Origin of the sequence: Sphaerisporangium sp. NPDC051017 (assembly GCF_040683095.1) — a bacterium.
Lineage (GTDB): Bacteria > Actinomycetota > Actinomycetes > Streptosporangiales > Streptosporangiaceae > Sphaerisporangium.
In genome coordinates this window covers 39,827-61,559 of sequence record NZ_JBFBCI010000022.1, presented here as the reverse complement: position 1 = coordinate 61,559, position 21,733 = coordinate 39,827, and the positions used below count along the sequence as shown (strand labels likewise).

Genomic DNA, 21,733 nt, shown 5'->3' with positions numbered 1-21,733 from the left:
TCCTTGTTGACGATGTCAATGTATTGATCTCTTGGGCGGCTTACCGTCGCGTGTACTGTTACTCCCATGAACGCCGATTCCCGGTCCGGCCCCGATTCCCTGGTCTCAGCTGCGGAGATCGCGAGACTGGCCGGGGTGACACGGGCCGCGGTCTCCAACTGGCGCAAGCGGCATGCCGACTTCCCTACGCCGGCCGGCGGCGGAGCGGGCACCGCCCTGTTCGCCCTGCCCGAGGTTCACGCCTGGCTGGACCGGCACCGCAAGGGTGACGACGTCTCCGGCGAGGTGCTCGTCTGGCAGGCTCTGCGCGGCGCGTACGGCGACGACATGGCGCGCGGCCTCGCCGACGTCTCCGAACTGTTCACCACCGGATCCTCCGAGGCCCTGGACAACGGACTCCGGTCGCTGGTGGAAGATCTGGCCGCCCAGAGCTCACCGGCCGAAGTCGTCGCGGGCCTCACGGAACGCTTCATCGACTCGGCGGGCCGGGCGGGCTCGGAGCAGGTGCCGACCCCTCGCCTGACCCGTGCGGTGAGACACTTCGCGGGCGCGGTGAGCGGCACCGTCTTCGACCCAGCCTGTGGAATCGGATCCCTGCTCCTCGCGCTAGGGGAAGGCCCCGGGGCCGTCCTGGCCGGGCAGGATGTCGATCCGTCGGCCGCCCGGCTCGCCGAGGCACGTGCGGGGCTCGCCGGGCGGACGGACGTGACGATCAGGGTGGGCGACTCCCTGCGCGAAGACCGCTGGCCGGAACTCCAAGCGGCACTCGTGGTGTGCGACCCGCCCGCGAACGTACCCGACTGGGGGCGCGAAGACCTGTTACTCGACGCCCGCTGGCAACTCGGCGTTCCCACCCGGGCGGAGAGCGAGCTCGCCTGGCTGCAGCACTGTTACGCGCACCTCGCACCCGGCGGCCGGGCGATCCTCGTGATGCCCGCCTCCGTCGCCTACCGCAACGCCGCCCGCCGGATCCGCGCCGAGCTCGTACGGCGCGGCATCCTCACCCAGCTCGTCGCGCTGCCCGCCGGAATGGTCGCGGCACATGCCCAGTCCGTGCATCTGTGGCTGTTAAGACGCCCTTCCTCCCCTGACGACGACGCGGTGTCCTCCGTCCGCATGGTCGACCTTACGGCCAACGACCCGGAAGGGCCGTTCGAACCCACCGCGGACCAGGTCGTGGACGTACCACTGATCGATCTGCTCGACGAGACGGTGGATCTCACCCCGACGCCTCACGTCGTGGCATGCCGCACCGACCATCTGGCGGAGTACCTGTCCACGCGTGAGGCCCTGGTGAGCCGGCTCCACGAGCTGCTGAGCCTGTTGCCGCCTCTCACCTCCGGACCCGGCTCCCTCGACGGCGTCGCCGTCAAGGTGGCCGAACTGGCCCGCGCCGGACTCGTCGAGGTCACCGAAGGGGAAGTCGTCTCCACGAGCGACCAGCTCGACACCGACTATCTGCACGGCTTCCTGCGCGGCGCCGCGAACACCCGGCGCGCCACGAGCGCCAGCGGTAGTTTCCGCGCCGACGTTCGCGGCTCGCGCGTTCCCCGGATGAGCATCGACGACCAGCGGCTGTACGGCGCCGCCTTCCGCGCCCTCGAAGAGTTCGAGCGGCGCGTGAAGGAGCTCACGGAGCTGAGTGACCGTGCCGCCTCGCTGGCGCGCGACGGCCTCACCGGTGGCACCCTGAGGCCCGAGACCGGGCGGTGAGAGGCGACCGCCCGGCGACATCGTGGTCAGTCCCGGTACGGCTCGTGGGCGCCCGGCGGACAGGACGGGTCGCACAGTACGTCGACCCAGACATCGGTGACGGGCGCGGTGATCCGCTCGACGACGGCGGCCGGGATCATGTCGTCTGTGACATCGGCCCAGATCGCGCGTACGGCGGCGGCCAGCGTGACGATAGGGGTGCCGCACCGCGCGCAGACGCGGACGTCATCGGGCATGTCCAGAACGGACAGCGTGCCGCTCACCGGGATCTCCACTCCGCGCAGACGAACCATACGGTCTTGCCCTCCTGCGCAGGCTCGACGCCCCACCGGTCGGCACAGGCCGCGACGATCGTCAGCCCACGGCCGTGCTCCTCGCCAGAACAGGCCGGGAGCGGAGTCGGCCACATGGCGCCGTGGTCGGTGACCTCCCCGCGCACGATCCGCCCGTGCCGGTGCAGGGATAGGGTGATCGGCGCCCTGCCGTGGACGAGCGCGTTGCCAACCAGCTCGGACACGACCACGGTCACGTCCTCCACCAGGGCGGACATGCCCCAGGCGGTCAGGACTTCACGTGCGAGCCGACGCGCCGTGCCGGCCGCTCTGAGATCGGCGGCCAGATCCCAGCACGCCTCAAGGGCATCGTGAGGTGTCTTCATGAGTTCTCCAGCGGAGCGAGACCGAACAGTGGGGACCGCGCATACCGCACGCGGGTTCAGAAGCGAAGCCGGAAGCCGACGATCCGCGGCTACGTCTCGTTACGGTGCGCTCACGCACCGCGTTCATTGCCGCGACCTATGATGTGGCCTGCACCGAGCGCAATGCAACTCTCAATCTGAAACTCGACCGTTATGTCTTCTCTCGCACCGAGTTGCTCTACGATCGCGACATCCCTACGCAGCGGAGGTAAGTGATGACATACAGTGGCCGGAGTCCGACAGTGCGCCGCCGACGGTTGGCTTCCGAGCTGCGACGCCTACGCGAGAGCGCAGGTCTGACCATGGAGGAGGCCGCTCAGTCGCTGGACATGTCGCGCGCCACGATCTCACGCCTCGAAGCGGGCAAAACAGCCAGACCACGGCCTCGCGACATTCGAGACATGCTCGACCTGTACGAGGTGGAAGTCACTCAGCGAGAGGCCCTCATGGATCTCGCCCGAGGCGCTCGCGAGCGAGGATGGTGGGAGCAGTACAAAGGCGTCTTCACCGGCGCCTACGTAGGGCTCGAAGCGGAGGCGTCCTCGATCAACACCTTCGAGCCCCTCGTGATCCCCGGTCTGATGCAGACTGCCGCGTACGCTGCCGAGCTGACTCGGACCTCACTGGTCCGCGATCCGGCCGAGATCGACAAACACGTGGAAGCGAGGATGCGGCGACAGGAGATTCTGCGGCGTCCGATTCCGCCCCGCTACTGGGCGGTCATCGACGAGGCGGCTCTTCTACGACCGGTCGGCGACGCCGAGGTGATGCACGGCCAACTCCGCAAGTTGATCGACACACATCCACTTGAACACGTGACCATCCAGGTGATGCCGATGTCAGCCGGGCCGCACATCGGTTTATGGGGCCAGTTCGTTATTCTCGGATTTCCCGACCCCGCTGACCGAAACGTCGTCTACGTCGAAACCCCTACGGACGGCCTCTACCTCGAAGAGCCCGAGCATCTCGAACGGTATACCCTGATGATGCAGCGCCTCGTCGCCGACGCACTGGGAGCTGACGCATCAATCGCCTACCTGTCCAAGCTTATCGACCGGTTGTGAGGCACCGATGGACCTGTCCGGCGCCGAATGGCGTAGGAGCACCCTCAGCCAAGGTGGCGGCAACAACTGCGTGGAGGTCGCCCAAAACCTTCCCCGCATCGTCGCGGTGCGTGACTCCAAGGCCACCGACGGATCACGTCTGATCTTCACTCAATTAGAGTGGTCAGATTTCATCATCGCCATAAAGAATGGCGGATTCGACCAATAGACACCTGTCGAAGGTGGAAAATCATGGACCTTGCCCATTCTGAGCTCAACTGGCGAAAATCCTCCCTCAGCTCAGCAGAGGGACAGAATTGTGTTGAGGTCGCGGCGCGCCCCGACGGAGGCCAGGCCGTACGGGACTCCAAGAACCCCGGCGGCCCGATCCTGACGTTCACCCCGGGCGGATGGAACGCCTTCATCAGGGGTGTCAAGGGTGGCGAGTTCGGCTGACGGTCACCCGCGGTACGGGTGCGACGGCGGCGAGCCGCTGGGCCAAGGCTTCCATCTCGGCGAGCAGCCCGGCCGGTGACTGGTCGAGTTCGAGTGCGTGCTGGTGAATGGTGATGCGCGCGTGCCGGATACGGTGGGCGGCGTGCGGGGCGTTCCCCTTGGCGTAGACGAGGTGCCCTTCCGGCAGGTTGAGCGCGGTGCAGTAGGCGAGCATCTGGTAGAGGTCGGCGTCCGGGAAGCCCTTGGGTTTCCCGGCCTTGTACTTGGCGTCGGCCACGGCGAGTGGAGTGCCGTCGTCGGCGTACCACACGAGGTCGGGAACCATCCGGATCGCGTGACGTTCGTCGAGGTGGTGGGTGGCCTGAAGGACACAGTGGCCGCCGCTGCCCGTGAGGGCATCGCGCACGGCGACGGTGACGAAGTCCTCGAAGACCCCGGCCACGTCGAAGAGGAAGCCGTTCACGGTGACGTGGGGATGGGCAGGTTGGGCTGGATCTGCTCGACGGGCTCGCGAGAGCCCTCCGGTGGAGCACGGTGCGCATCTGTCGTCGGTGATGACCGGCGGTCAGCCACTGCCTGCTCTTGCGGGCAGCGGTGTCGAGCCCTTCGAGCGTCGACTCCCGGATGTTCTCGCGCGAGGTAGTGGAACCGCGTAACCGGCTGCTGAACATCGCGGTGGGGGTGGTCGTGAGGGGCTAATGTCGGAGGCCGCATTTATGGTGCTGTTGACGATGGCGCACCCAGATCCGTCCGGGCACTGCCGCCAAGACCTGGAGAATGACGTGCACTTTTTCGATGCCGCAGACGTTCCGGAGACAGATCACTGGGAAGCGTGGCTCGCCTACGCGGATCTGCTGACCGGGGCGGGTGATCTCCGAGGTGAGGCGATCCGGCTGGAGCACCACTGTGAGATCGGGGATGGGGATCCAGCCCGGCTGGCCGCGGCGTACGCGGAGGTGGAGCGGCAGTGGGGGCTGGACGGGCTGCGGGAGGACGGCTCGTGGCGGCTCACCTGGTCCCGCGGCTTCATTGACGAGGCATGCTTCCGCCTGGCCAAGGACACACAGCCGCAACGCCGAGAACTGGTGGAACGGCTCCTGACAGATCACCCACGCACCGCGACCGTCGACCTGACCGACCCTGAACAGTGGGAAGGCGCACTGATCGACGTCCTGCTCTCCCACCCCGCCGCCCACCGACTGCGCGCCCTCGAACTGCACCTCACCGACTACCACCGCTCTGCCGAGCACTCCGCGATCTCACTTGCCGGCCGGCGACGCCCCCGTCTGGAGCGCATGTACTTCGGCTACGACTTCGAATACCTCTACGAAGACAGTGAGGGATCGACGGGTAACCGGATCAACCCCCTGGACTACCATCACAAAGGACTTGTTCAGGCCGATGTGTGGGACTCGCTTCCCGCCCTGCGCACACTGGAGCTCGAAGGCGCGTTCCTGTTTCACTTCGTGAAGCACGACAGCCTGACCCGACTGCGGGCGCGGGGCCCTGTCATCTCCGACGGCTCAATTTTCGATTTCGGATGGACTACCGGCCTGCAGTCATTGGAAGTTGAAATCGGTAGTGACGTTTTCGGTTGCCTCTGCCCGGTTGAGCAGCTCGACGAGCTCAAGGCCTCCAAGTACCCCAACCTCGAAAACCTCGACCTCAGCGAGGCGGAATTCGATGACACCTCGTATGAGGTGGTTTCAGCCCTCGCCGATTCCTCGGTCCTTCCTCTGCTCAGGTCTCTGTCCATCCGTGACCTGACGATCAGCCAGATGGACTGCGAGGGGGATCCGCTAACCGCGCTGGCCGAACTGGCACCCAGATTCGGGCATCTTGATCTGTACGTGGGCGACGTCATCGACATCGAAGACGCCGATGACGAGGAGGTCGATCGGGTTCTCTCCCAATTCGGTCTGAGCCAGATCCACACTACCGGCGACCACGGTGACGATTGAGCGTCGGTCTGAAGCATCCCCACCGGGACATCGCGGACGCGACCTCGGCGGACGCGACCTCGTACGTGGTCCGGACCGGCTGCTCCTGGCGGCAGCCCCCGATGTGCCCTCTCGGGGTTTCAAGCCTCCTCAAGGAGAGCTCCGCCGCAGGTCAGGGGCAGGGAAGGCGGGCGAGCCGACCTGTAGGCCGGTTCAATTTCCGCGAACCTCTGACCTGGACCCTTCTAAGCTGAAGGGCTATTCACCTGCGAAACGTTGATGCCGCTGTAATCGTTTGCCCCCGACTTCCAAAGCGATGTGCCCTCAATGTGCCCGCACCCGCCCCTTGCCGGGATGTTCCTCCAACTCCGAAGCGCTACCGGTCAAGTGGAGGCTTGTGGGACAGCAGCCCCGAGTTATTCCGTGTCGGCGCTCGTCCCTGCCTCCGCGTCCTCACTCCGGGCGCGGCGCTCGTAGGTGTCGGCCACGCCGCGCAATACACGTGCGGTCCGAGGCCAGTCACCTGCGATCCGGCGCGCGAGGTCTCGATACTTGTCGGCAAGGTCACGTTCTTGCTGGCCACCTTCGAACACGCCTCGGGATGTCATTCCGCGGCGGTTTAAGATCCCGACATACAGGCCAGAATCAATCCCTGGGCTACCGATGCCGTCGATCACCTCTCTTACCTCTTCTGCCGGCCAGGAACCGTCGGCGCCGTCAGGGCTGGCTGAGAGGATCTGGCCGATGATCTCGTCACCCACATCTCCGCGGTCGATCTCGGTGAGCCTCAGACGCGCCCGTTGGACCCAGTCGCGTAGATGTTCGCCATCGATGGCGCCGTTCTCCTGAGTGCCGGGCACCATCGACCAGGAGCTCAGCACGTCAAAGGCTAGGATTCCAACAGCAAGTTGACCGTCATCAAGTTGCCGACGAGTCTCGTTCTTCCCCTTGTAGGCATAGGACACGATCTCAGCGAACAGGTCAGGATCACGGCCGAGTACTGAGTAGAGCGCCTTCTTCTCGCGCCTGTCGTCGGTCACCCGAGCGAACGCGAACTCATAGCGTGCGATGATTTCTAGGTCAGTGTCCTGAGCGGCCAGGTAATCGATCAGGCGTCCCACGCCATATTCGTGGCGAGGAGAGTGGACGGCGGACGTATCGTCGACCATCGCGCCATCCAATGCCTTACGCACCATCGCAGACGTAATCAAAGGGTGGTTCTCCGCACTATGAATACCCACCTGCAGCAGGTCCAGGGCAGTCCATGGCCGACCGTGCCGGACCAACTCCTCTACTGCCCGTTCGAGGTCTTCCGCGGCCACCACGGCTGCAGACATTGACTCCCAGTAAGCCGTGTGGAGGGCAGGGTCCACGACCGCAATAACATCCCATATCTCACGACGAGGAGGTGCGTTCAACATGAAGGCCAACCGCCTCGCATGAGGCTCCATTTCCGGACGAAGTAGGACGTCGTGCAGCCAAGATGGACCGTTTTCGATCAGCTTGCGTTGCGCCCAGCCAGCCGCGACGTCGCGCAGGGGCGGCTCCGAGGAGTCCAACCATTCAAGCAAAGAAGGTGTCAGCTCATCCGATGCGACCTCACCTAGCGCCAAACCCAGATGATTCGGCACGGGGGCCACTCCGGCGAACTGCCGGACACCGTCGAGCGAAGATTCTGCGAGGACCTCGATTACCGCGTTCCGCCGCGCCGTGACCAGCCCGTCGATGTACCGTTTGTAGTCAACGGTCACATCCAGACCGGGCAGGTCAGGCTGCCAGTCGAACAAATAGCCAAGCCGTAGCGCCCCCTTGACTGGTTCGAGCCGAACCGAGATGTCGCGCAACCGCGCCAGCACCCAATCGTTGGCCTGCCTGGCCTCGCCGAAACGCTTCCTGTTGGCGACCATCGCACGCAGTTTCTCCCACAACCGTGCCTGCTCGCTGATGGGCATGTCATGGTCGTCGGCCAGCGCCGATAGCGCGTCCAGCAGACGTGTCTGTTCTCCCGGCGGCAACGCCCAGATGTGTCCGATTAGCTCGATCCATCGTCCGGCGTCGGCGCCGACGGCTTCGAGGGCGTTGGTCATGAGACTGCCGACATAGGAGATCAGTTCGGCGAGAGTCACCGTCTGGTCCTCCGGTCTCCAGTCACGGAACACCGGACTCGCCGGAGGAGTGATGACCCGATGAGGGGAGGGCAGCAACGCCAGGACAGTTCTCCAGCCAATTTCGGGCCGACGTCGACAGATCAGAGACACTGCCTTCGCCTTTGTCTCTACTGGGGCAGCCGTGTGGCGGATCCGACACGCGAGGATGCTGGCCAGACTCTCCAGCGGACGATTCCTGGTCCGGCCGCCAGGGTCGATCGAGTCCAGGCGAGCCAGCGCGAATGTCCCGTCGATCAGGTGCTCGGTATGCCAGCAGACAGTCTCCAGAGCCCAAAGTAGGCCAGTATGCGGGGACGCTCCGAAACCTCCGTCACTATCCTGGAACAAACCTCCCAGCAGGTCTTTCCGATCGAGATCGTCATGGACCGATGCGAGAAACACGTCCGGTGCCGCCTCAGCGATGAGGGGCAAGACATCTGTCAACGCGCTCCACGTGCTCGAGGTCTCGTCTTCTAGAGCAGCCCGGAGGACCAAGGCCGCAACGCGAGTGGCCTGATCGGCGCAGTTGCTTCCGTCCGGCATCGGCCGGTCGCCTTCGGCGCCCATTAGAGCGAGCCCCGACGCGAGCCCCCGTCGGAGCACACCCGAGCCTGCGCCGAGGAGAACGTCGATCGCGGTTTGGCGCCAGCGTTCCAGTACCGAAACCGAAATGAGGGGGTGCAAAACGTGGAAGATCTGATGAGCGGAGGCAGCGTGCCACTGAGTGCCGGACCGTACGAAAGGTGGATCCTCGGTGTTCTGCCAATGCAGGAGCACCGATTCGACATCGGCCCAGGGCCGACCCGTCATCCGCTCGATAATAGATAGATCACTCGGATTCGCAGTCCACGCACCTATGAGCGCCAACGAGGTAAGAATCGCGGTGTCCACCGCTGTTCGAGCCCAGGGCGGCGTTGCGAAGGCTGGGTCCAGAGCCAGCTCACGGACCAGGGACGGCATGCTCCGGCGAGCCAACGCAGAAAGGGTGTATGCACGGTCCGCAGCCACCCCCAACTCCTGGAGGGCAGTAATGGCCTGCTGGCGGCCGACCGGTGGAAGGTCAATCGTCACAGCGTGATCCACGACATGGTTGCGTCCCACAGGCACGACCACATGGTGACCACGGACCTGGGCACCGGCGAAATCAGCTCCGTCGAACACTGGGACCAGGGTCGCCCGTCCGGACTCAGCGATGACCCGATCCCAGACCGCGGCGGACGACACGACCACGGCGATCGGCGCTTCTGGCATCCGCGCTTCGATCGCGGCCGCCAAGAACGCCACCGCCTCGTCCCGCCACGCTGCTTTGACGGCGATCACAGCCGGGCCGGCAGTCAGAGTTCGCTCAAGACGCCCCGCTTCCTCCTCGCGTCCGGCCAGGAGAAAGGCGCTGCTGAGGTTGGGCGACGTACGCGACTGGAACCGTGCCCACCAACGATCCAGGCTCTCTGCGTCTCGCGGCCGGCGGTCCAGGTGCTCGGAGATCCACACGTGGACCGAGGGCGTCGCCTGTAGCCACCCTTCGAGAGCATCCGCGTCGAGCACGTGGACGTTCGCGAATTTTCCCTCCTCTCGCCGAGCACGAGCCCACTCGTCTCCTCCTGCCCATCGCCTAGGAGTGCAGAAAACGAAGACGAGTTCCCCGAGATCCTCATCGGGACCGGCCTCTTTCAAACGCTTCTGATATTCGCGGTCGGCCTTGCCCTTTCGGTCCTTGTCGACTCCAAACTCGAAACGCAGCCTTCCTGCCGGGAGAAAGGTCGTACCCGTTGACTCTGCCAGCCCATCCCATCCCTCCAGCGCTACCCCGTCACCTGCTCGTATCAGGACTTGAGTCACGCCAGGAGTAGCGGCAAGCAATCGTCGGACCAGTTCCGGAAACCGTCCTTGGGCATCTCGCGAAGCCGCCCACTGCGCGAGCTGAGTCGCGTCCACCAGCTCAGGCCCCGCCGCCCGCCGGTCATGTTCGACGGACGCCACACGCGCGCCGCGCTGCCGTACGAGCCTGTCGACCTCGCTCGCCCTGAACCGGTGAGTTCCTCCCGGAACTCCGGCCGACTGCAGAGTGCCTTTGGCCGCCCAGTTCCGCACGGTGTTCTCATGCACTTGCAGGCGCTTCGCCGTCTCGCGAACCGTCAGCAGAGGATCACTCTCATCGCCCACAGATGCACAATAGCAGGCATGATTGTGGACTTTGTCGACGGTGCGATACGCTCTCCGCGCTGTCCCCGTGCCGCTCCCACTCCATGGGCACGTACGTGCCGGTCATGGCATCCGGTGGGCGTGGCTGTCGTAAGCAAGTCCCGGGTGTTGGTCGCCCATGGCGCACGTAAAGACATAGCCAACTAGGCCTTGGCTACGCAGAGGGGGCAGGCGATGACGGGAAGGCTGGCGGACCCGTCCGAGCACACCGACAAGGACATGCGCAAGGCCCTCAAGCGGTGGGTAGCCCTGGGATGGAGCCTTCGCCACGAGGGCCACGGCTTTCGGCTCTACTGCCCGTGCGAGAACAAGTGCACAACGATCCCCGTCGCGAGCACACCCGCCAACCCTGGACGGGCCAGCCGTCGAATCAACGATGCGGCTCAGCTGTGCCCCAAGGACCCAGATGACCCCCGGAGGGCGCTGACCGGCATGGATCGGGGATAGCTTGTCGTTGACGGATGTCAACAGGTCTGAGAACCTGAGCGTGTGGGAGGAGGCGCGGTGGAGTACGAGTTTCGCTTCGTGGTTGAAGGCGCGTCTGTCGATCACACTGCAGCCGTGGAAGTTTTGGAACGCGAACTCGACGCCATGCTGTTCCGGGGCGGAGGAGTAGACCTCCTGGACATTGCCTTCGAGGGGGAGGATGCGTTCGATGCAGCGATGCACGCTGCAAGGTCGGTTGCCAGGCATGTTCCTGACCTCCGGTTGCTCCGCCTACATCGAGATTTGGTAGGAATCACGGAGATCGCTGAGCGGGCCGAGGTGACGCGCCAGAACGTACATCAGTGGGTCACTGGTCAACGTCGGCGCAGAGGTGTAGCACCCTTTCCGGCTCCCGAAGGAACAGCTGGTCGCGCCCAAGTGTGGCTGTGGGTAGAAGTCAACGCCTGGCTAAAGCAACTAAGCATGGACGATGGCGCGAACAGGCCCGATCGGAACGAAATTGCCGACATCGACTCCGCACTGAACTGTGGACTGCAGCACAGAACGAAGCTAGCAATGGAACGCTGGCTCCGTAATCGAAACTTCAGTGCCGTGGCAACATATGAGACGACCCTTGAACTGGTGGATGCCGAAGAAGTGATCCAATCATCCTCCACCGCAGCTCAGAAGTGGAGCACCTCAGGATCTCTCAATCGCGAAGTTGCCCTACGATGACTACCCGTCAGCCCGCTGATCAAATAGATCTCGAAGCTGCACTGGAGCTCAAGACCATCTATTTCATCGAATCCTCCAGCCGACGATGGAACTGCACTCCAGGGGAAAATGAGACTCCTCCGGAGAAGTCATCACTGCAACTCCTCGTTCTACAGAGCGTGAGCGAGGAAAAAATCTCTGTGCGGAGCCGACTGACCGTCAAGACTCCCCAAGCGCTACTAATTGCCGACGCTGCGGCTGTTTACGAGGTCAAACCCGAAGCAGGGGATTCTCGGAACCCTGCAGAGGATGGGCGAAACCGGGTTGAGCCTGACGATGACGCCCTGAGAGCATTTGCCGAAAATGTTGGAGTCCCAACCATATTTCCATTTCTTCGCGAGGCGATCTATGGCGGCGCTCAGAAGATTGGCGCCAAGACTCCCGTCATCGACATACTTCGACGTGGCAACATAGAGCTTAGTCCTACCGATGGCCCCTGATCGCGAGCAGAACCAGAGGGCGTGTGCGATGGGCAGCCGGTCTCCTGGCACAGCTCGAACACCATCTTCACGGCACGATCACGAAGCTCTTGGGGGGTACTTCCTCTGTGCGGGCACGGCTCCCAGCCTTCCAGTCTTGGGAGTCTCCAACAAACCCGGGGCGCGTCACTAACGATGTGCCCCGATTGTGCCCTCCCGGCTGTTGGGTCTTGCCGGGAGCGCACATCCGTGCAAGCCCAGAGGCAGGGAAGGCGGGCGAGTCGGCCTGTAGGCCGGGTTTTGTCCTTTGCGTTGCAAAGGGGCGACCATCCATCTAGGGCCGCCGTTGCCGGCGGTCTCAAGCGGTCTACCCGCGCGGCTCGGGCGGGTCACCCTCGAACGCCGCGCGCGGGGTCCTCCGAGGAGGGCCCCTTCTTGACCTTGCTCCGGGTGGGGTTTACCGAGCCGCCCACGTCACCGTGGGCGCTGGTGGTCTCTTACACCACCGTTTCACCCTTACCTCCCGCAAGGGGAGGCGGTTTGTTTTCTGTGGCACTGTCCCGCGGGTCACCCCGGGTCGGTGTTACCGACCACCCTGCCCTGCGGAGCCCGGACCTTCCTCGGCAGGGCTCGAAAGCCCTGACGCGGTCGCCCGGCCGACTCGTCCGCTGCCAAATAAGTTTAGCCGATCAGCTACCTCGTCGACTCCGGAGGGAGGCTGCCCGCCGTGCCTATTGCCGCGCCTCCGGCACGGCGGTTTTAGGCGGCGTTCTTCCGTCGTCACTCGGAAGGGGCTCGTTCCTCACCCCTTCCTCCCTCCTCCTCCAGAACGCCGCCGCGTCCCGAACAGGATCAGCCGAGGTGGGCGGTGTCGTTGAGGGTTCTCACGAGTTGGGGGCCGTCGGGGAAGTAGTCGATCACGGAGAGCGCCGCGAGGTCGAGGTGCATGCGGTACAGTGCGGCCGGGGGTGCCAGCAGGGCTGAGGCCAGCAGCAGCTTGATGGGGCTGACGTGCGAGACCACCAGCACGGTCTTGCCCTGATGGTCGAGCAGCAGCCGGTCCTTGGCCTCCTGGACGCGGACCTCCGCCTGGGTGAAGCTCTCGCCGCCGGGCGGGGTCACGGACGGGTCGGCGAGCCAGGCCGCCAGTTCGTCCGGCCACCGGCGCTGGATCTCGGTGAACGTGTGGCCTTCCCAGGCGCCGAAGTCGACCTCGCGCAGGCCGTCCTCCACGGCGACCTTCAGGCCCGTGTGGGCGGCGACGGCCTCGGCGGTCTGGCGGGCGCGCCGCAGCGGGGAGCTGACGATCGCGTCGATGGCGTACGGCGCGCGGGACAGCCGCGCGGCGGCGGCCTCGGCCTGGGCGAGCCCGGCGGGCGTGAGCTCGGGGTCGCCGGTGCCGGAGAAGCGGCGGTCGATCGAGAAGGGCGTCTCGCCGTGGCGGAGCAGGAGGAAGGACGTGGCGGCGGTGGTGGCGGAGGCCGTCCAGCCGCTGGCGGGCGTGGACCGCGTCGGCTTCTGCGCCACGATCCGCGCCTGCCCGGCCGAGGTGGCCGGGATGGCCGAGTCGCCGTCACCGCCCGGCTCGCGTGTGAGGGCCGACGGGATCCCCCCGGTCGGCTCGGAGGAACCCCGGGGACCCTGGGAGGGGGGCCGGGGGAAGGTCTTGCTCTGCCATCTGGTGCCGCGGGCGGCGGCGTCCATGGCTTCGTTGGCCAGGCGGTCGGCGTCGCGGTTGCGTTCGCGGGGGATCCACTTCCAGGTGACGCGCAGGCGCCGGGCGAGCTCGCGGGCCTCCTGGGCGAGCGGGCGCAGACCCTCGTTCTTGATCTTCCAGCGGCCGGCCATCTGCTCGATGACCAGCTTGGAGTCCATGCGGACCTCGACGGGGGCGCCGTCGCCGGCGAGCGCGAGCGCCGAGCGCAGGCCGGCGATCAGGCCTTGGTATTCGGCGACGTTGTTGGTCGTGATGCCGAGCGCGTCGGCGGCCTCGGCGAGCACCTGGCCGTCGGCGTCCTTGACGACCGCGCCGTACCCGGCGGGCCCGGGGTTGCCGCGCGAGCCGCCGTCGGCTTCGACGACGAGATTCACAGGCCCGACTCGGGGGTGCGGACGAGGATGCGGCGGCATTCCTCGCAGCGCAGCACCTCGTCCTTGGCGGCGGCGCGGAGGCGATTGAGGTCGGCGATGGACAGCGACACCTTGCAGCCCTGGCAGCGGCCGCCCTGCAGCATGGCCGCGCCGACGCCGTACTGCTCGCGCAGCTTCTCGTACAGGGCGAGCAGGTCGGCGGGGATGTCGGGCGTGACGCCGCCGCGCCTGCCCTTGGTCTCGCCGCTCTCGCGGTCGAGCTCGCCGATGGCGGCGTCGCGCTTCTCCTCCAGCGTGGCGAGGCCGGCGTTGATCTCGCCGCACTCGGCCCTGAGCCGGGTGACGGTGGCGTCGGCGGCCTCGCGGCGCTCCATGATCTCCAGGACGACGTCCTCCAGGTCGCCTTGGCGGCGGTGGAGCGAGGCGATCTCGGACTGCAGGTTGGACAGGTCCTTGGAGGAGGTCACCTGGCCGGAGTCGAGGCGCTTCTGGTCGCGGTCGGCGCGCACGCGCACGGCCTCGACGTCGGACTCGGCCTTGGTCTGCTCTCGGGCGAGGTCACCGGCCTCGGTCTCCGCGGCGATCACCTCGGTGGCGAGGCGGGCGAGCTTGGCCGAGCGTTCCTCGATCTCGGCGAGCTCGGGCAGCGTGCGGCGGCGGTGGGCCAGCCGGTCGAGGACCGCGTCGAGCTCGGCCAGTTCGAGCAGGCGCTTCTGTGCTTCCGGGGCTGCTTTCACTTAATCCTCGCACTGTGCTGTTGTGGTCCAGGCGTCCGTGACCGTCCGTGAGACGCGCGTCTCAACATTAATCCCCTTCGCGGCCAACCCGGACGCGAGCAGCTCGGCCGCCTGGGGCAGCCAGGGCCATTCGGTCGCCCAGTGGGCGGCGTCGATCAGCGCGGGGCCGCCGCCGAACGCGCCGGACTGCAGGAACTCGGCGGCGGGGTGGTGCCGGAGGTCGGCGGTGAGGAAGACGTCGGCGGCGCGCACGGCGCCGAGGCCGAGCAGGGAGTCGCCCGCTCCCCCGCTGACGGCGACGGTGCGCACGACGCGCTCGGGTTCGCCGGCGACGCGCAGGCCCCAGGCCGTGCGCGGCAGCCCCTGGACGGCCTGGCGGGTGAAGTCGCGTAAGGACATCGGGGTCTCCAGCTCGCCGACGCGGCCAAGCCCCCGGCGGGGGTCGTCGGGGGACGGCTGGAGGGGGCGCAGGGGCCCGGTGAGGCCGACTGCTCTGGCGAGGGCGTCGGACACGCCGGGGTCGGCGACGTCGGCGTTGGTGTGAGCGGTGTAGAGGGCGATGTCGTTCTTGATCAGCGTGTGCACCAGGGCGCCCTTGGCCGTGCCGGCGGCGACGGTGGTGGTGCCGCGCAGGTAGAGGGGGTGGTGGGTGACGATCAGGTCGGCTCCCCAGGCCACGGCCTCGCCGCCGACGGCGGCCACGGGGTCGACCGCGAACAGGATCTTGCGTACGGGTTGCGCCGGGTCTCCGCAAACCAGGCCCACAGCGTCCCAGGGCTCCGCCCAAGCGGGGTCATACGACGATTCAAGTTCCGCGATGATCGCGGACAACGCTGTCGGGGACACGTGCGCAGACTACCGCCACGATTTACCGTGAGCGGGTCTGACACCCGGAGGGCCGGCGAATGGCACCAAGCGTAGCGATCATCGGGGCGGGCTTCGGCGGGCTGTGCATGGCCATCCAGCTCGAGAAGGCCGGGATCACCGACTACACGATCTTCGAGAAGGCCGGCCGCCTCGGGGGGACGTGGCGGGACAACACCTATCCCGGGGCCGCCTGCGATGTGCCGTCCCATCTGTACTCCTATTCCTTCGAGCAGGCGCACGACTGGACGCGGCGCTACCCGCGCCAGCCGGAGATCCTCGCCTATCTCGATCGCTGCGCCGGGAAGTACGGCCTGCACGCCCGGCTGCGGCTCGGCGCGGAGGTGACGGCCGCCGTCTTCGACGAGGCGGTGAACCGCTGGCGGCTGACGGTCGCGGGCGGCGAGGAGCAGGTGTTCGACGTGGTGGTGTCGGGGGTGGGGCAGCTCAACCGGCCCCGTCTGCCCGACATTCCGGGTCTGTCGACGTTCGCGGGGACGAGCTTCCACTCGGCCTGCTGGAACCACGCCCACGACCTGACCGGACGCCGCGTGGCGGTGGTCGGCAACGGCTCGTCGGCCGCGCAGATCATCCCGCGCGTCGCCCCTGTGGTCGCCCATCTGGACGTCTACCAGCGCACGCCGAGCTGGGTCATCCCCAAGCCGGACGGCGAGTACGGGCCGGGTGAGCGGCTGGCCTTCCGTCGCGTGCCGCTCCTGCGGTCGGCCGACCGCCGGCGGGTCTACCGGTTCATCGAGGGCGTGGTGTACCCGGCGCTGGTGGACGGCTGGAGCCGGCCGTTGATGATCAAACGGGCGGAGGAGCACCTCAGGCGGCAGATCCGGGACCCCGGGCTGCGCGCGAGGCTCACCCCGGCGTACCCGATCGGCTGCAAGCGGATCGTGCTGGACAACGACTTCTATCCCGCCCTGACCAGGGGCAACGTCGAGCTCGTCACCGACCCGATCGTCCGCGTGACGCCGGAGGGCATCGAGACGGCGGGCGGCACGCTCCGCGAGGCGGACACGATCGTCTTCGCGACCGGCTTCCAGTCGACCGACTTCCTGGCCCCGATCGAGATCGCCGGGCGGGGCGGGGCGGCTCTGCACGAGGTGTGGAAGGACGGCGCCGAGGCGTACCTGGGCGTCGCCGTACCCTCGTTCCCGAACCTGTTCCTGCTGTACGGCCCGAACACCAACCTCGGCCACAACTCGATCGTCCTGATGATCGAGGCGCAGGTCAGGTACATCATGGGGTGTCTGCCGCTGCTGGCGGCGCGCGGTCCGATGGAGGTGCGGCGGCCCGCCATGGACGCGTGGCGCCGGGCGCTGGACCAGGCGCTGGCGCGCACGGTCTGGCGGGGGGACTGCGACAGCTGGTACAAGAACGCCGCGGGGCGGGTGACCAACAACTGGCCGGGGACGGCGTCGATGTACCGCAGGATCACCAGGGCCCCGCGCCCGGACTCCTACACCTTCGGATGACCCCTGACGAGCCGTTCCCCGGGTAAGGACGGGCAGGTCGACTGCAGGACGTCCGCACCCGGGCCCCTGGTCTCGGATTTCTCTTTGCCCGCCGTACGTATACGGTCGGATGACATCGGACCATCAGGGTGACCCGGGCCCCGCCACGGAGAACGGAGACGCCCGCGGGCGAGAGGAGTCCACGCGTGTTCACCGACCTTCACCGGGACGCGATCGTGGCGGACACCCACAACGATCTTCTGATGGCGGTCTCGGCGAGGCCGCCGGACCGGTGGGCGTCGTTCTTCCGGGAGCGATGGCTGCCCCAGCTCCGCGCGGGCGGCGTCGACGTGCAGGTGCTGCCGGTCTTCATCGACGACCAGTACCGCCCGGAGGGCGCGCTGCGCCAGACACTGCGGATGATCGAGTGCGCCCACGTCATCGCCGAGGGCAACCCGGACGAGGTCGGCATCTGCCTCGACGGGCGGCAGATCGACGAGACCGTCGCGCTCGGCAAGATCGCGCTGGTCATCGCCCTGGAGAGCATGCCCGGCGTGGACGCCAGCGTCGAACTGATCCCCACGCTGCACCGCCTGGGCGTCCGCGTCGCGTCCATCGCGCACTGGGGGCGCACGCCGCTGGCCGACGGCAGCGGGCAGGACGCCACCGGCAGCCGCCTGACCAGCGAGGGCGTCGCGGCGCTGGCCGAGATGGAACGGCTCGGCATGGTCTTCGACATCTCGCACCTGAGCGCGTCGGGCGTGGCGCACGTCCTGGAGCTGGCCACGCGGCCGGTGATCGCGACGCATTCCTCGGCCCGCTCGCTGCGCGACCACCACCGCAACCTCACCGACGACCAGCTCCGCGCGGTCGCGGCGAACGGCGGCGTGGTCTGCGTCAACTTCCTGGCGGCGTTCCTGGACGAGAAGCCCGAGGGGTACACCATCGAACGGCTCGCCGACCACATCCTCCACATCGCCCGTGTCGCGGGCATCGACCACGTCGGCCTCGGCCCCGACTTCATCAGGGAAGTGATGATCGACCTGACGCCGCCGTGCTGCGAGACGAGCGTCAGCGGCCTGGACGCCCTGGCGTCCGTCCCGGGGCTGGACGGCCCGAGCGGCATGCCCCTGGTCACCGAGGAGCTCGTGCGGCGGGGTCTCGGCGAGGACGAGATCCGCAAGATCCTCGGCGGCAACGTGATGCGCCTGTTCCGCGCCGAGATGGGACGGCCGTCCCCCGCCGAGCCGCAGGCCGCGCCGTGACGCCCGGCGACCTGCCCGCCATGCTGGACGACCTGGAGGCGCTGGTGCTCCAGGAGTCGTTCTCCTCCGACCACGCCGCGGTGGCGGCGAGCGCGGCGGTGGTGGCCGAGGTCGGCGCCAGGCACCTCGGGACGGGGCCGGAGACGCTGGTCGTGGACGGCGTGACCCACCTGCGCTGGAGTTTCGGCGTGCCCCGCGTGCTGCTGCTCGGCCACCACGACACGGTGTGGCCGATCGGCTCGCTGCGCGAGCACCCGTGGTCGGTGGCCGACGGCGTCGCCCGCGGTCCGGGGGTGTTCGACATGAAGTCCGGGCTGGTCCAGCTCTTCCACGCCCTGCGCTCGCTGCCGTCCCTGGACGGGGTGTGCGTGCTGGTCACCGGGGACGAGGAGCTCGGCTCGCGCACGTCGCGCACGCTGATCGAGGAGGCCGCGCAGGCCTGCGAGGCGGCGCTGGTCCTGGAGGCGAGCGCCGACGGCGGAGCGCTGAAGACCGCGCGCAAGGGCGTGTCCAACTACCGGCTCAAGGTGCGCGGGCTGGCCGCGCACGCGGGCCTGGAGCCCCACAAGGGGGTGAACGCGGGGGTCGAGCTGGCCCACCAGATCCTCGCCATCGCGGCGATGGCGGACCCGGACGGCTCCATCACGGTGACACCCACGCTGGCGGGCGCCGGGACCAGCGTGAACACCGTCCCGGCGGAGGCGTTCATCGCCGTGGACTCGCGCGCCGCCGACCGGGCCGCGCAGGAGGCGGTGGACGCGCGGATGCGGGCGCTGACCCCGCGCGTGCCCGGCACCCGGCTGGAGCTGGAAGGCGGCCCGAACCGGCCGCCGATGGACCCGGCGTCCTCGGCCGCGCTGTTCAAGCTGGCCGAGCAGGTCGCGGGCGAGCTCGGGCTCGGCCCGCTGCGCGGCGTGGCCGTGGGCGGCGGCTCGGACGGCAACTTCTCGGCCGGGGTGGGCTGTCCGACGCTGGACGGCCTCGGCGCGGTCGGCGACGGCGCGCACGCGGCCCACGAGCACGTGATCGTCGAAGAGATGCCGCGCCGCTCGGCTCTGCTGGCGGGGCTGGTCGAGGCGATCCTCGCGGGACGCGGATGACCTCCGGCACGTCCGCGGAGACGGACTGAGGCGTGATGGTCCCCGCCGTACCGACGCGCCCGGCGCGTCTCCGATGCCGTACGCTCTCGGCCGGACGCGTAAGAGCACGGCGACAGCGTGGAACAGTAAGGACGAAACCCACATGGACGACCTCATGACCGGTGACGGGCCGGTGCCGCCCCTTCGCGACGAACTGTCGCGCGTGCGTTCCGCCTTGCTGGACGCCGACGATTTCGAGGCGCGTCCTCCGGCGACCGAGGAGCAGGTGGCCGCGTTCGAGGAGCGTTTCGGGGTTCTCCTGCCCCCGGAGTTCCGCGCGTTCCTCCTGGAGGTCGCGGACGGCCTCTGGTCGGACGACGAACCCTGGTTGTACGGCCTCGAAGACATGGCCCACGAGATCGTGGGCGACCGCACCGATCCCGCGGGCCCGTTCTGGTACACGAACGCCGACGCCGACGCGATCAGAGCGGCGATCGTGGCGATCCCCGAGGACGGAAGCCTCCTCGAGGACGAGCGTCTGGCCGCGCTCCAGAAGGACGGCGCCCCGGACGGGTGCCTGACCGTCGCCGGTCACGGGGGCAACGACTTCACGGTGCTCGTCGTGACCGGCGAGCAGGCCGGGCGGCTGTGGCGCACCGGCGACGTCGACATCCCGGAGACCCGCGAGTTCTACTCGGGCGAAACGGGCGCTACGCCTCTCGGGTTCCTGTCGTGGCTCGAACTCTGCGCCGAATCTCGCTGATAATCCTGCGGCTATACGAGCTCTCCACCGACAACCTGGCCGTGCTCTACGCGAGCTGCCGCAAGGGCCGGCCGTAGCGGAACCCCGGCGAGGCCGCCGCTGGGCCCCGCCGGTCGCCCTGCATGTGCTCGATCCCTGGTTCCCGCGTGCTTGACCCATAGTTTCTGACGCCTTGCCCTCCCCGCGCCCTCCCCGCGCCCTGACCTCGCGTGATCCGCATTTAGGGTGATCGTTGGGCGGACAAGGGGGCGCGGTGGGCTTGTTGCGCGACTGGTCCGTGCGGACTCGGCTCACGTGGGTCGCGAGCATCGTCACGGCGTTGGCCTGCGTGGGCGTCAGTGCGCTCGTGTTCATGGGCGCGCACAGCCTGGCCGTCGCGCAGCGCATCCAGGACATCATCCTCGCCGACCTGCACGTGTCCCATATGATCAAGCTCCGGCGTCTCACACATATGATCCCCGACCAGGACATCTCGGCCGTCCAGGTGCTCGACGAGACCGGCCGGATCATCGCCACCACGCGCAACATGGCCGGGCGGGAGCTGATGCCCTCCTTCACGCCCCCCGACACGAAGGCCGTAGGACACACGCTCACCTGCTCCTCCCCGGGCTTCCCCGACGACTGCGTGCACGTCGTCGTCATGCGGCACTACCGCGACACGGGGAACCTGCTGATCTACGGCGCCGACCCGACGATCCCCTGGTTCGTCCACCCCGCGCTGTTCGCCCTGCTCACGGCGACGGCGCTGACGCTGGTCGGGATCACCGCGTACGGGACGTACCGGGTGGTCAACCGCACCCTCGCGCCCGTCGACGCCCTCCGCGCCGAGCTCGCCGAGATCACCGTTTCGGACCTCAGCCGACGCGTCCCCCTGCCCCCGCACCGCGACGAGCTGCGCGGCCTCGCCGAGACGGTGAACCAGACGCTGGACCGGCTGCAACAGGCCGTGGAACGGCAGCGCCGCTTCGCCTCGGACGCCTCCCACGACCTGCGCAGCCCCATCACCGCAATGCGCGCCCAGGTCGAGGACGCCCTGGCCAACCGTGACGACGCCGACTGGTCCAAGACCGCCGAGGCGATGACCGGAAGCCTCGACCGCCTGCAGGCCATCGTCAGCGACCTGCTGGTCATCGCCCGGCTCGACTCCGAGGAGCGGGTCACCCGCGACTACATCGACCTGACCGAACTCGTGCGCGGCGAGACCGGCCGCCGGTCCCGGGGCAAGCGGCTCGTGGCGGACCTCCGGCCGGGCGTGATCGTGAGCGGCGACCGGCTGCAGCTCGCGCGGCTGCTCACCAACCTGCTGGACAACGGCGAACGACACGCGGCCTCGACCGTCACCGTGCGCCTGCGCCACGAGGGCGGCGACGCCGTGATGGAGGTCATCGACGACGGCGAGGGCATCCGGCCGGAACACCGGGAGGTGGTGTTCCAGCGCTTCACCCGCCTGGCCGCCGGCCGCGAGAAGGACGTGCAGGGCACCGGCCTCGGCCTCGCCATAGCCCGCGAGATCGCCCAACGCCACGAGGGCACCCTGACCATCGAAGACTCCCCGAAGGGCGCCCGGTTCGTCTTCCGGATGCCCACCCTCCCCCTCCCCCAGGACCGCCGCCCCTGACGGTCGACCGGCCGCACGCGACGGATACGGCGGCCA

Annotated in this window: 19 protein-coding genes and 1 other RNA gene; 12 read left to right on the top strand and 8 right to left on the bottom strand. The window is 67.7% G+C overall.

Annotated features, from left to right (window positions below):
• Window positions 1-66 precede the first annotated feature (66 nt).
• Complete coding sequence (locus tag AB0M95_RS19370; protein WP_363766150.1) at window positions 67-1,713, top strand: N-6 DNA methylase; 1,647 nt, start codon at window positions 67-69, stop codon at window positions 1,711-1,713.
• 26 nt (window positions 1,714-1,739) lie between these two features.
• Here AB0M95_RS19370 and AB0M95_RS19365 read toward each other — a convergent pair whose 3' ends face one another.
• A complete protein-coding gene (locus AB0M95_RS19365; RefSeq protein WP_363766147.1) occupies window positions 1,740-1,976 on the bottom strand; it encodes a hypothetical protein in 237 nt (78 codons plus the stop codon).
• Complete coding sequence (locus tag AB0M95_RS19360) at window positions 1,973-2,371, bottom strand: ATP-binding protein (RefSeq protein ID WP_363766144.1); 399 nt, start codon at window positions 2,369-2,371, stop codon at window positions 1,973-1,975. The genes AB0M95_RS19365 and AB0M95_RS19360 overlap by 4 nt, the downstream gene beginning before the upstream one ends.
• A 254-nt stretch (window positions 2,372-2,625) precedes the next feature.
• On the opposite strand from AB0M95_RS19360, the gene AB0M95_RS19355 reads away from it, so the two are divergent.
• From AB0M95_RS19355 to AB0M95_RS19345, 3 genes are read left to right on the top strand one after another with little or no spacing between them, the layout of a single operon-like run.
• Window positions 2,626-3,474, top strand: coding sequence for a helix-turn-helix transcriptional regulator (locus AB0M95_RS19355; RefSeq protein WP_363766141.1), 849 nt, complete (start codon window positions 2,626-2,628; stop codon window positions 3,472-3,474).
• Between the two features lie 7 nt (window positions 3,475-3,481).
• The gene (locus tag AB0M95_RS19350) at window positions 3,482-3,682 is read left to right on the top strand and encodes a DUF397 domain-containing protein (protein ID WP_363766138.1); all 201 of its coding nucleotides are present in this window, start codon (window positions 3,482-3,484) and stop codon (window positions 3,680-3,682) included.
• 23 nt (window positions 3,683-3,705) lie between these two features.
• Complete coding sequence (locus tag AB0M95_RS19345; protein ID WP_363766135.1) at window positions 3,706-3,909, top strand: DUF397 domain-containing protein; 204 nt, start codon at window positions 3,706-3,708, stop codon at window positions 3,907-3,909.
• On the opposite strand, the gene AB0M95_RS19340 is transcribed toward AB0M95_RS19345, so the two are convergent.
• Window positions 3,887-4,372: a hypothetical protein gene (locus AB0M95_RS19340; protein WP_363766132.1), complete on the bottom strand. Its 486-nt coding sequence runs from the start codon at window positions 4,370-4,372 to the stop codon at window positions 3,887-3,889. The genes AB0M95_RS19345 and AB0M95_RS19340 overlap by 23 nt on opposite strands.
• 253 nt (window positions 4,373-4,625) lie before the next feature.
• Here AB0M95_RS19340 and AB0M95_RS19335 point away from each other — a divergent pair, with 253 nt between their 5' ends.
• Window positions 4,626-5,870: a hypothetical protein gene (locus AB0M95_RS19335; protein WP_363766129.1), complete on the top strand. Its 1,245-nt coding sequence runs from the start codon at window positions 4,626-4,628 to the stop codon at window positions 5,868-5,870.
• A 395-nt stretch (window positions 5,871-6,265) separates the two neighbouring features.
• Here AB0M95_RS19335 and AB0M95_RS19330 read toward each other — a convergent pair whose 3' ends face one another.
• Entirely contained in the window at window positions 6,266-10,159 is a 3,894-nt protein-coding gene (locus tag AB0M95_RS19330; protein WP_363766126.1) for a helix-turn-helix domain-containing protein, read from the bottom strand.
• A gap of 543 nt (window positions 10,160-10,702) precedes the next feature.
• Here AB0M95_RS19330 and AB0M95_RS19325 point away from each other — a divergent pair.
• Both AB0M95_RS19325 and AB0M95_RS19320 read left to right on the top strand, forming a co-directional pair.
• Entirely contained in the window at window positions 10,703-11,359 is a 657-nt protein-coding gene (locus tag AB0M95_RS19325; protein ID WP_363766123.1) for a hypothetical protein, read from the top strand.
• The gene (locus AB0M95_RS19320; protein ID WP_363766120.1) at window positions 11,356-11,838 is read left to right on the top strand and encodes a hypothetical protein; all 483 of its coding nucleotides are present in this window, start codon (window positions 11,356-11,358) and stop codon (window positions 11,836-11,838) included. Before AB0M95_RS19325 ends, AB0M95_RS19320 begins: the two co-directional genes overlap by 4 nt.
• Before the next feature lie 252 nt (window positions 11,839-12,090).
• On the opposite strand, the gene rnpB is transcribed toward AB0M95_RS19320, so the two are convergent.
• The 4 genes from rnpB to AB0M95_RS19300 all read right to left on the bottom strand — a co-directional run bounded on the left by rnpB (window position 12,091) and on the right by AB0M95_RS19300 (window position 15,491).
• Window positions 12,091-12,481: RNase P RNA component class A (gene rnpB / locus AB0M95_RS19315), an RNA gene on the bottom strand.
• Window positions 12,482-12,669: 188 nt separating this feature from the next.
• Complete coding sequence (locus AB0M95_RS19310; protein ID WP_363766117.1) at window positions 12,670-13,908, bottom strand: bifunctional RNase H/acid phosphatase; 1,239 nt, start codon at window positions 13,906-13,908, stop codon at window positions 12,670-12,672.
• Complete coding sequence (locus tag AB0M95_RS19305) at window positions 13,905-14,645, bottom strand: C4-type zinc ribbon domain-containing protein (RefSeq protein WP_363766114.1); 741 nt, start codon at window positions 14,643-14,645, stop codon at window positions 13,905-13,907. Before AB0M95_RS19305 ends, AB0M95_RS19310 begins: the two co-directional genes overlap by 4 nt.
• A complete protein-coding gene (locus tag AB0M95_RS19300; RefSeq protein ID WP_358510518.1) occupies window positions 14,646-15,491 on the bottom strand; it encodes a Nif3-like dinuclear metal center hexameric protein in 846 nt (281 codons plus the stop codon).
• A 59-nt stretch (window positions 15,492-15,550) separates the two neighbouring features.
• Between AB0M95_RS19300 and AB0M95_RS19295 the strand changes: the two genes are divergently transcribed.
• The 5 genes from AB0M95_RS19295 to AB0M95_RS19275 all read left to right on the top strand — a co-directional run bounded on the left by AB0M95_RS19295 (window position 15,551) and on the right by AB0M95_RS19275 (window position 21,697).
• Complete coding sequence (locus AB0M95_RS19295) at window positions 15,551-16,993, top strand: NAD(P)/FAD-dependent oxidoreductase (RefSeq protein ID WP_363766111.1); 1,443 nt, start codon at window positions 15,551-15,553, stop codon at window positions 16,991-16,993.
• Between the two features lie 185 nt (window positions 16,994-17,178).
• A complete protein-coding gene (locus AB0M95_RS19290; RefSeq protein ID WP_363766108.1) occupies window positions 17,179-18,237 on the top strand; it encodes a dipeptidase in 1,059 nt (352 codons plus the stop codon).
• On the top strand, window positions 18,234-19,337 hold the full coding sequence (locus tag AB0M95_RS19285) for a M20/M25/M40 family metallo-hydrolase (protein WP_363766105.1): 1,104 nt from the start codon (window positions 18,234-18,236) through the stop codon (window positions 19,335-19,337). Before AB0M95_RS19290 ends, AB0M95_RS19285 begins: the two co-directional genes overlap by 4 nt.
• Before the next feature lie 142 nt (window positions 19,338-19,479).
• On the top strand, window positions 19,480-20,079 hold the full coding sequence (locus tag AB0M95_RS19280) for an SMI1/KNR4 family protein (RefSeq protein WP_363766102.1): 600 nt from the start codon (window positions 19,480-19,482) through the stop codon (window positions 20,077-20,079).
• Between the two features lie 253 nt (window positions 20,080-20,332).
• On the top strand, window positions 20,333-21,697 hold the full coding sequence (locus tag AB0M95_RS19275) for a HAMP domain-containing sensor histidine kinase (RefSeq protein WP_363766099.1): 1,365 nt from the start codon (window positions 20,333-20,335) through the stop codon (window positions 21,695-21,697).
• The last annotated feature ends 36 nt before the right edge of the window (window positions 21,698-21,733 follow it).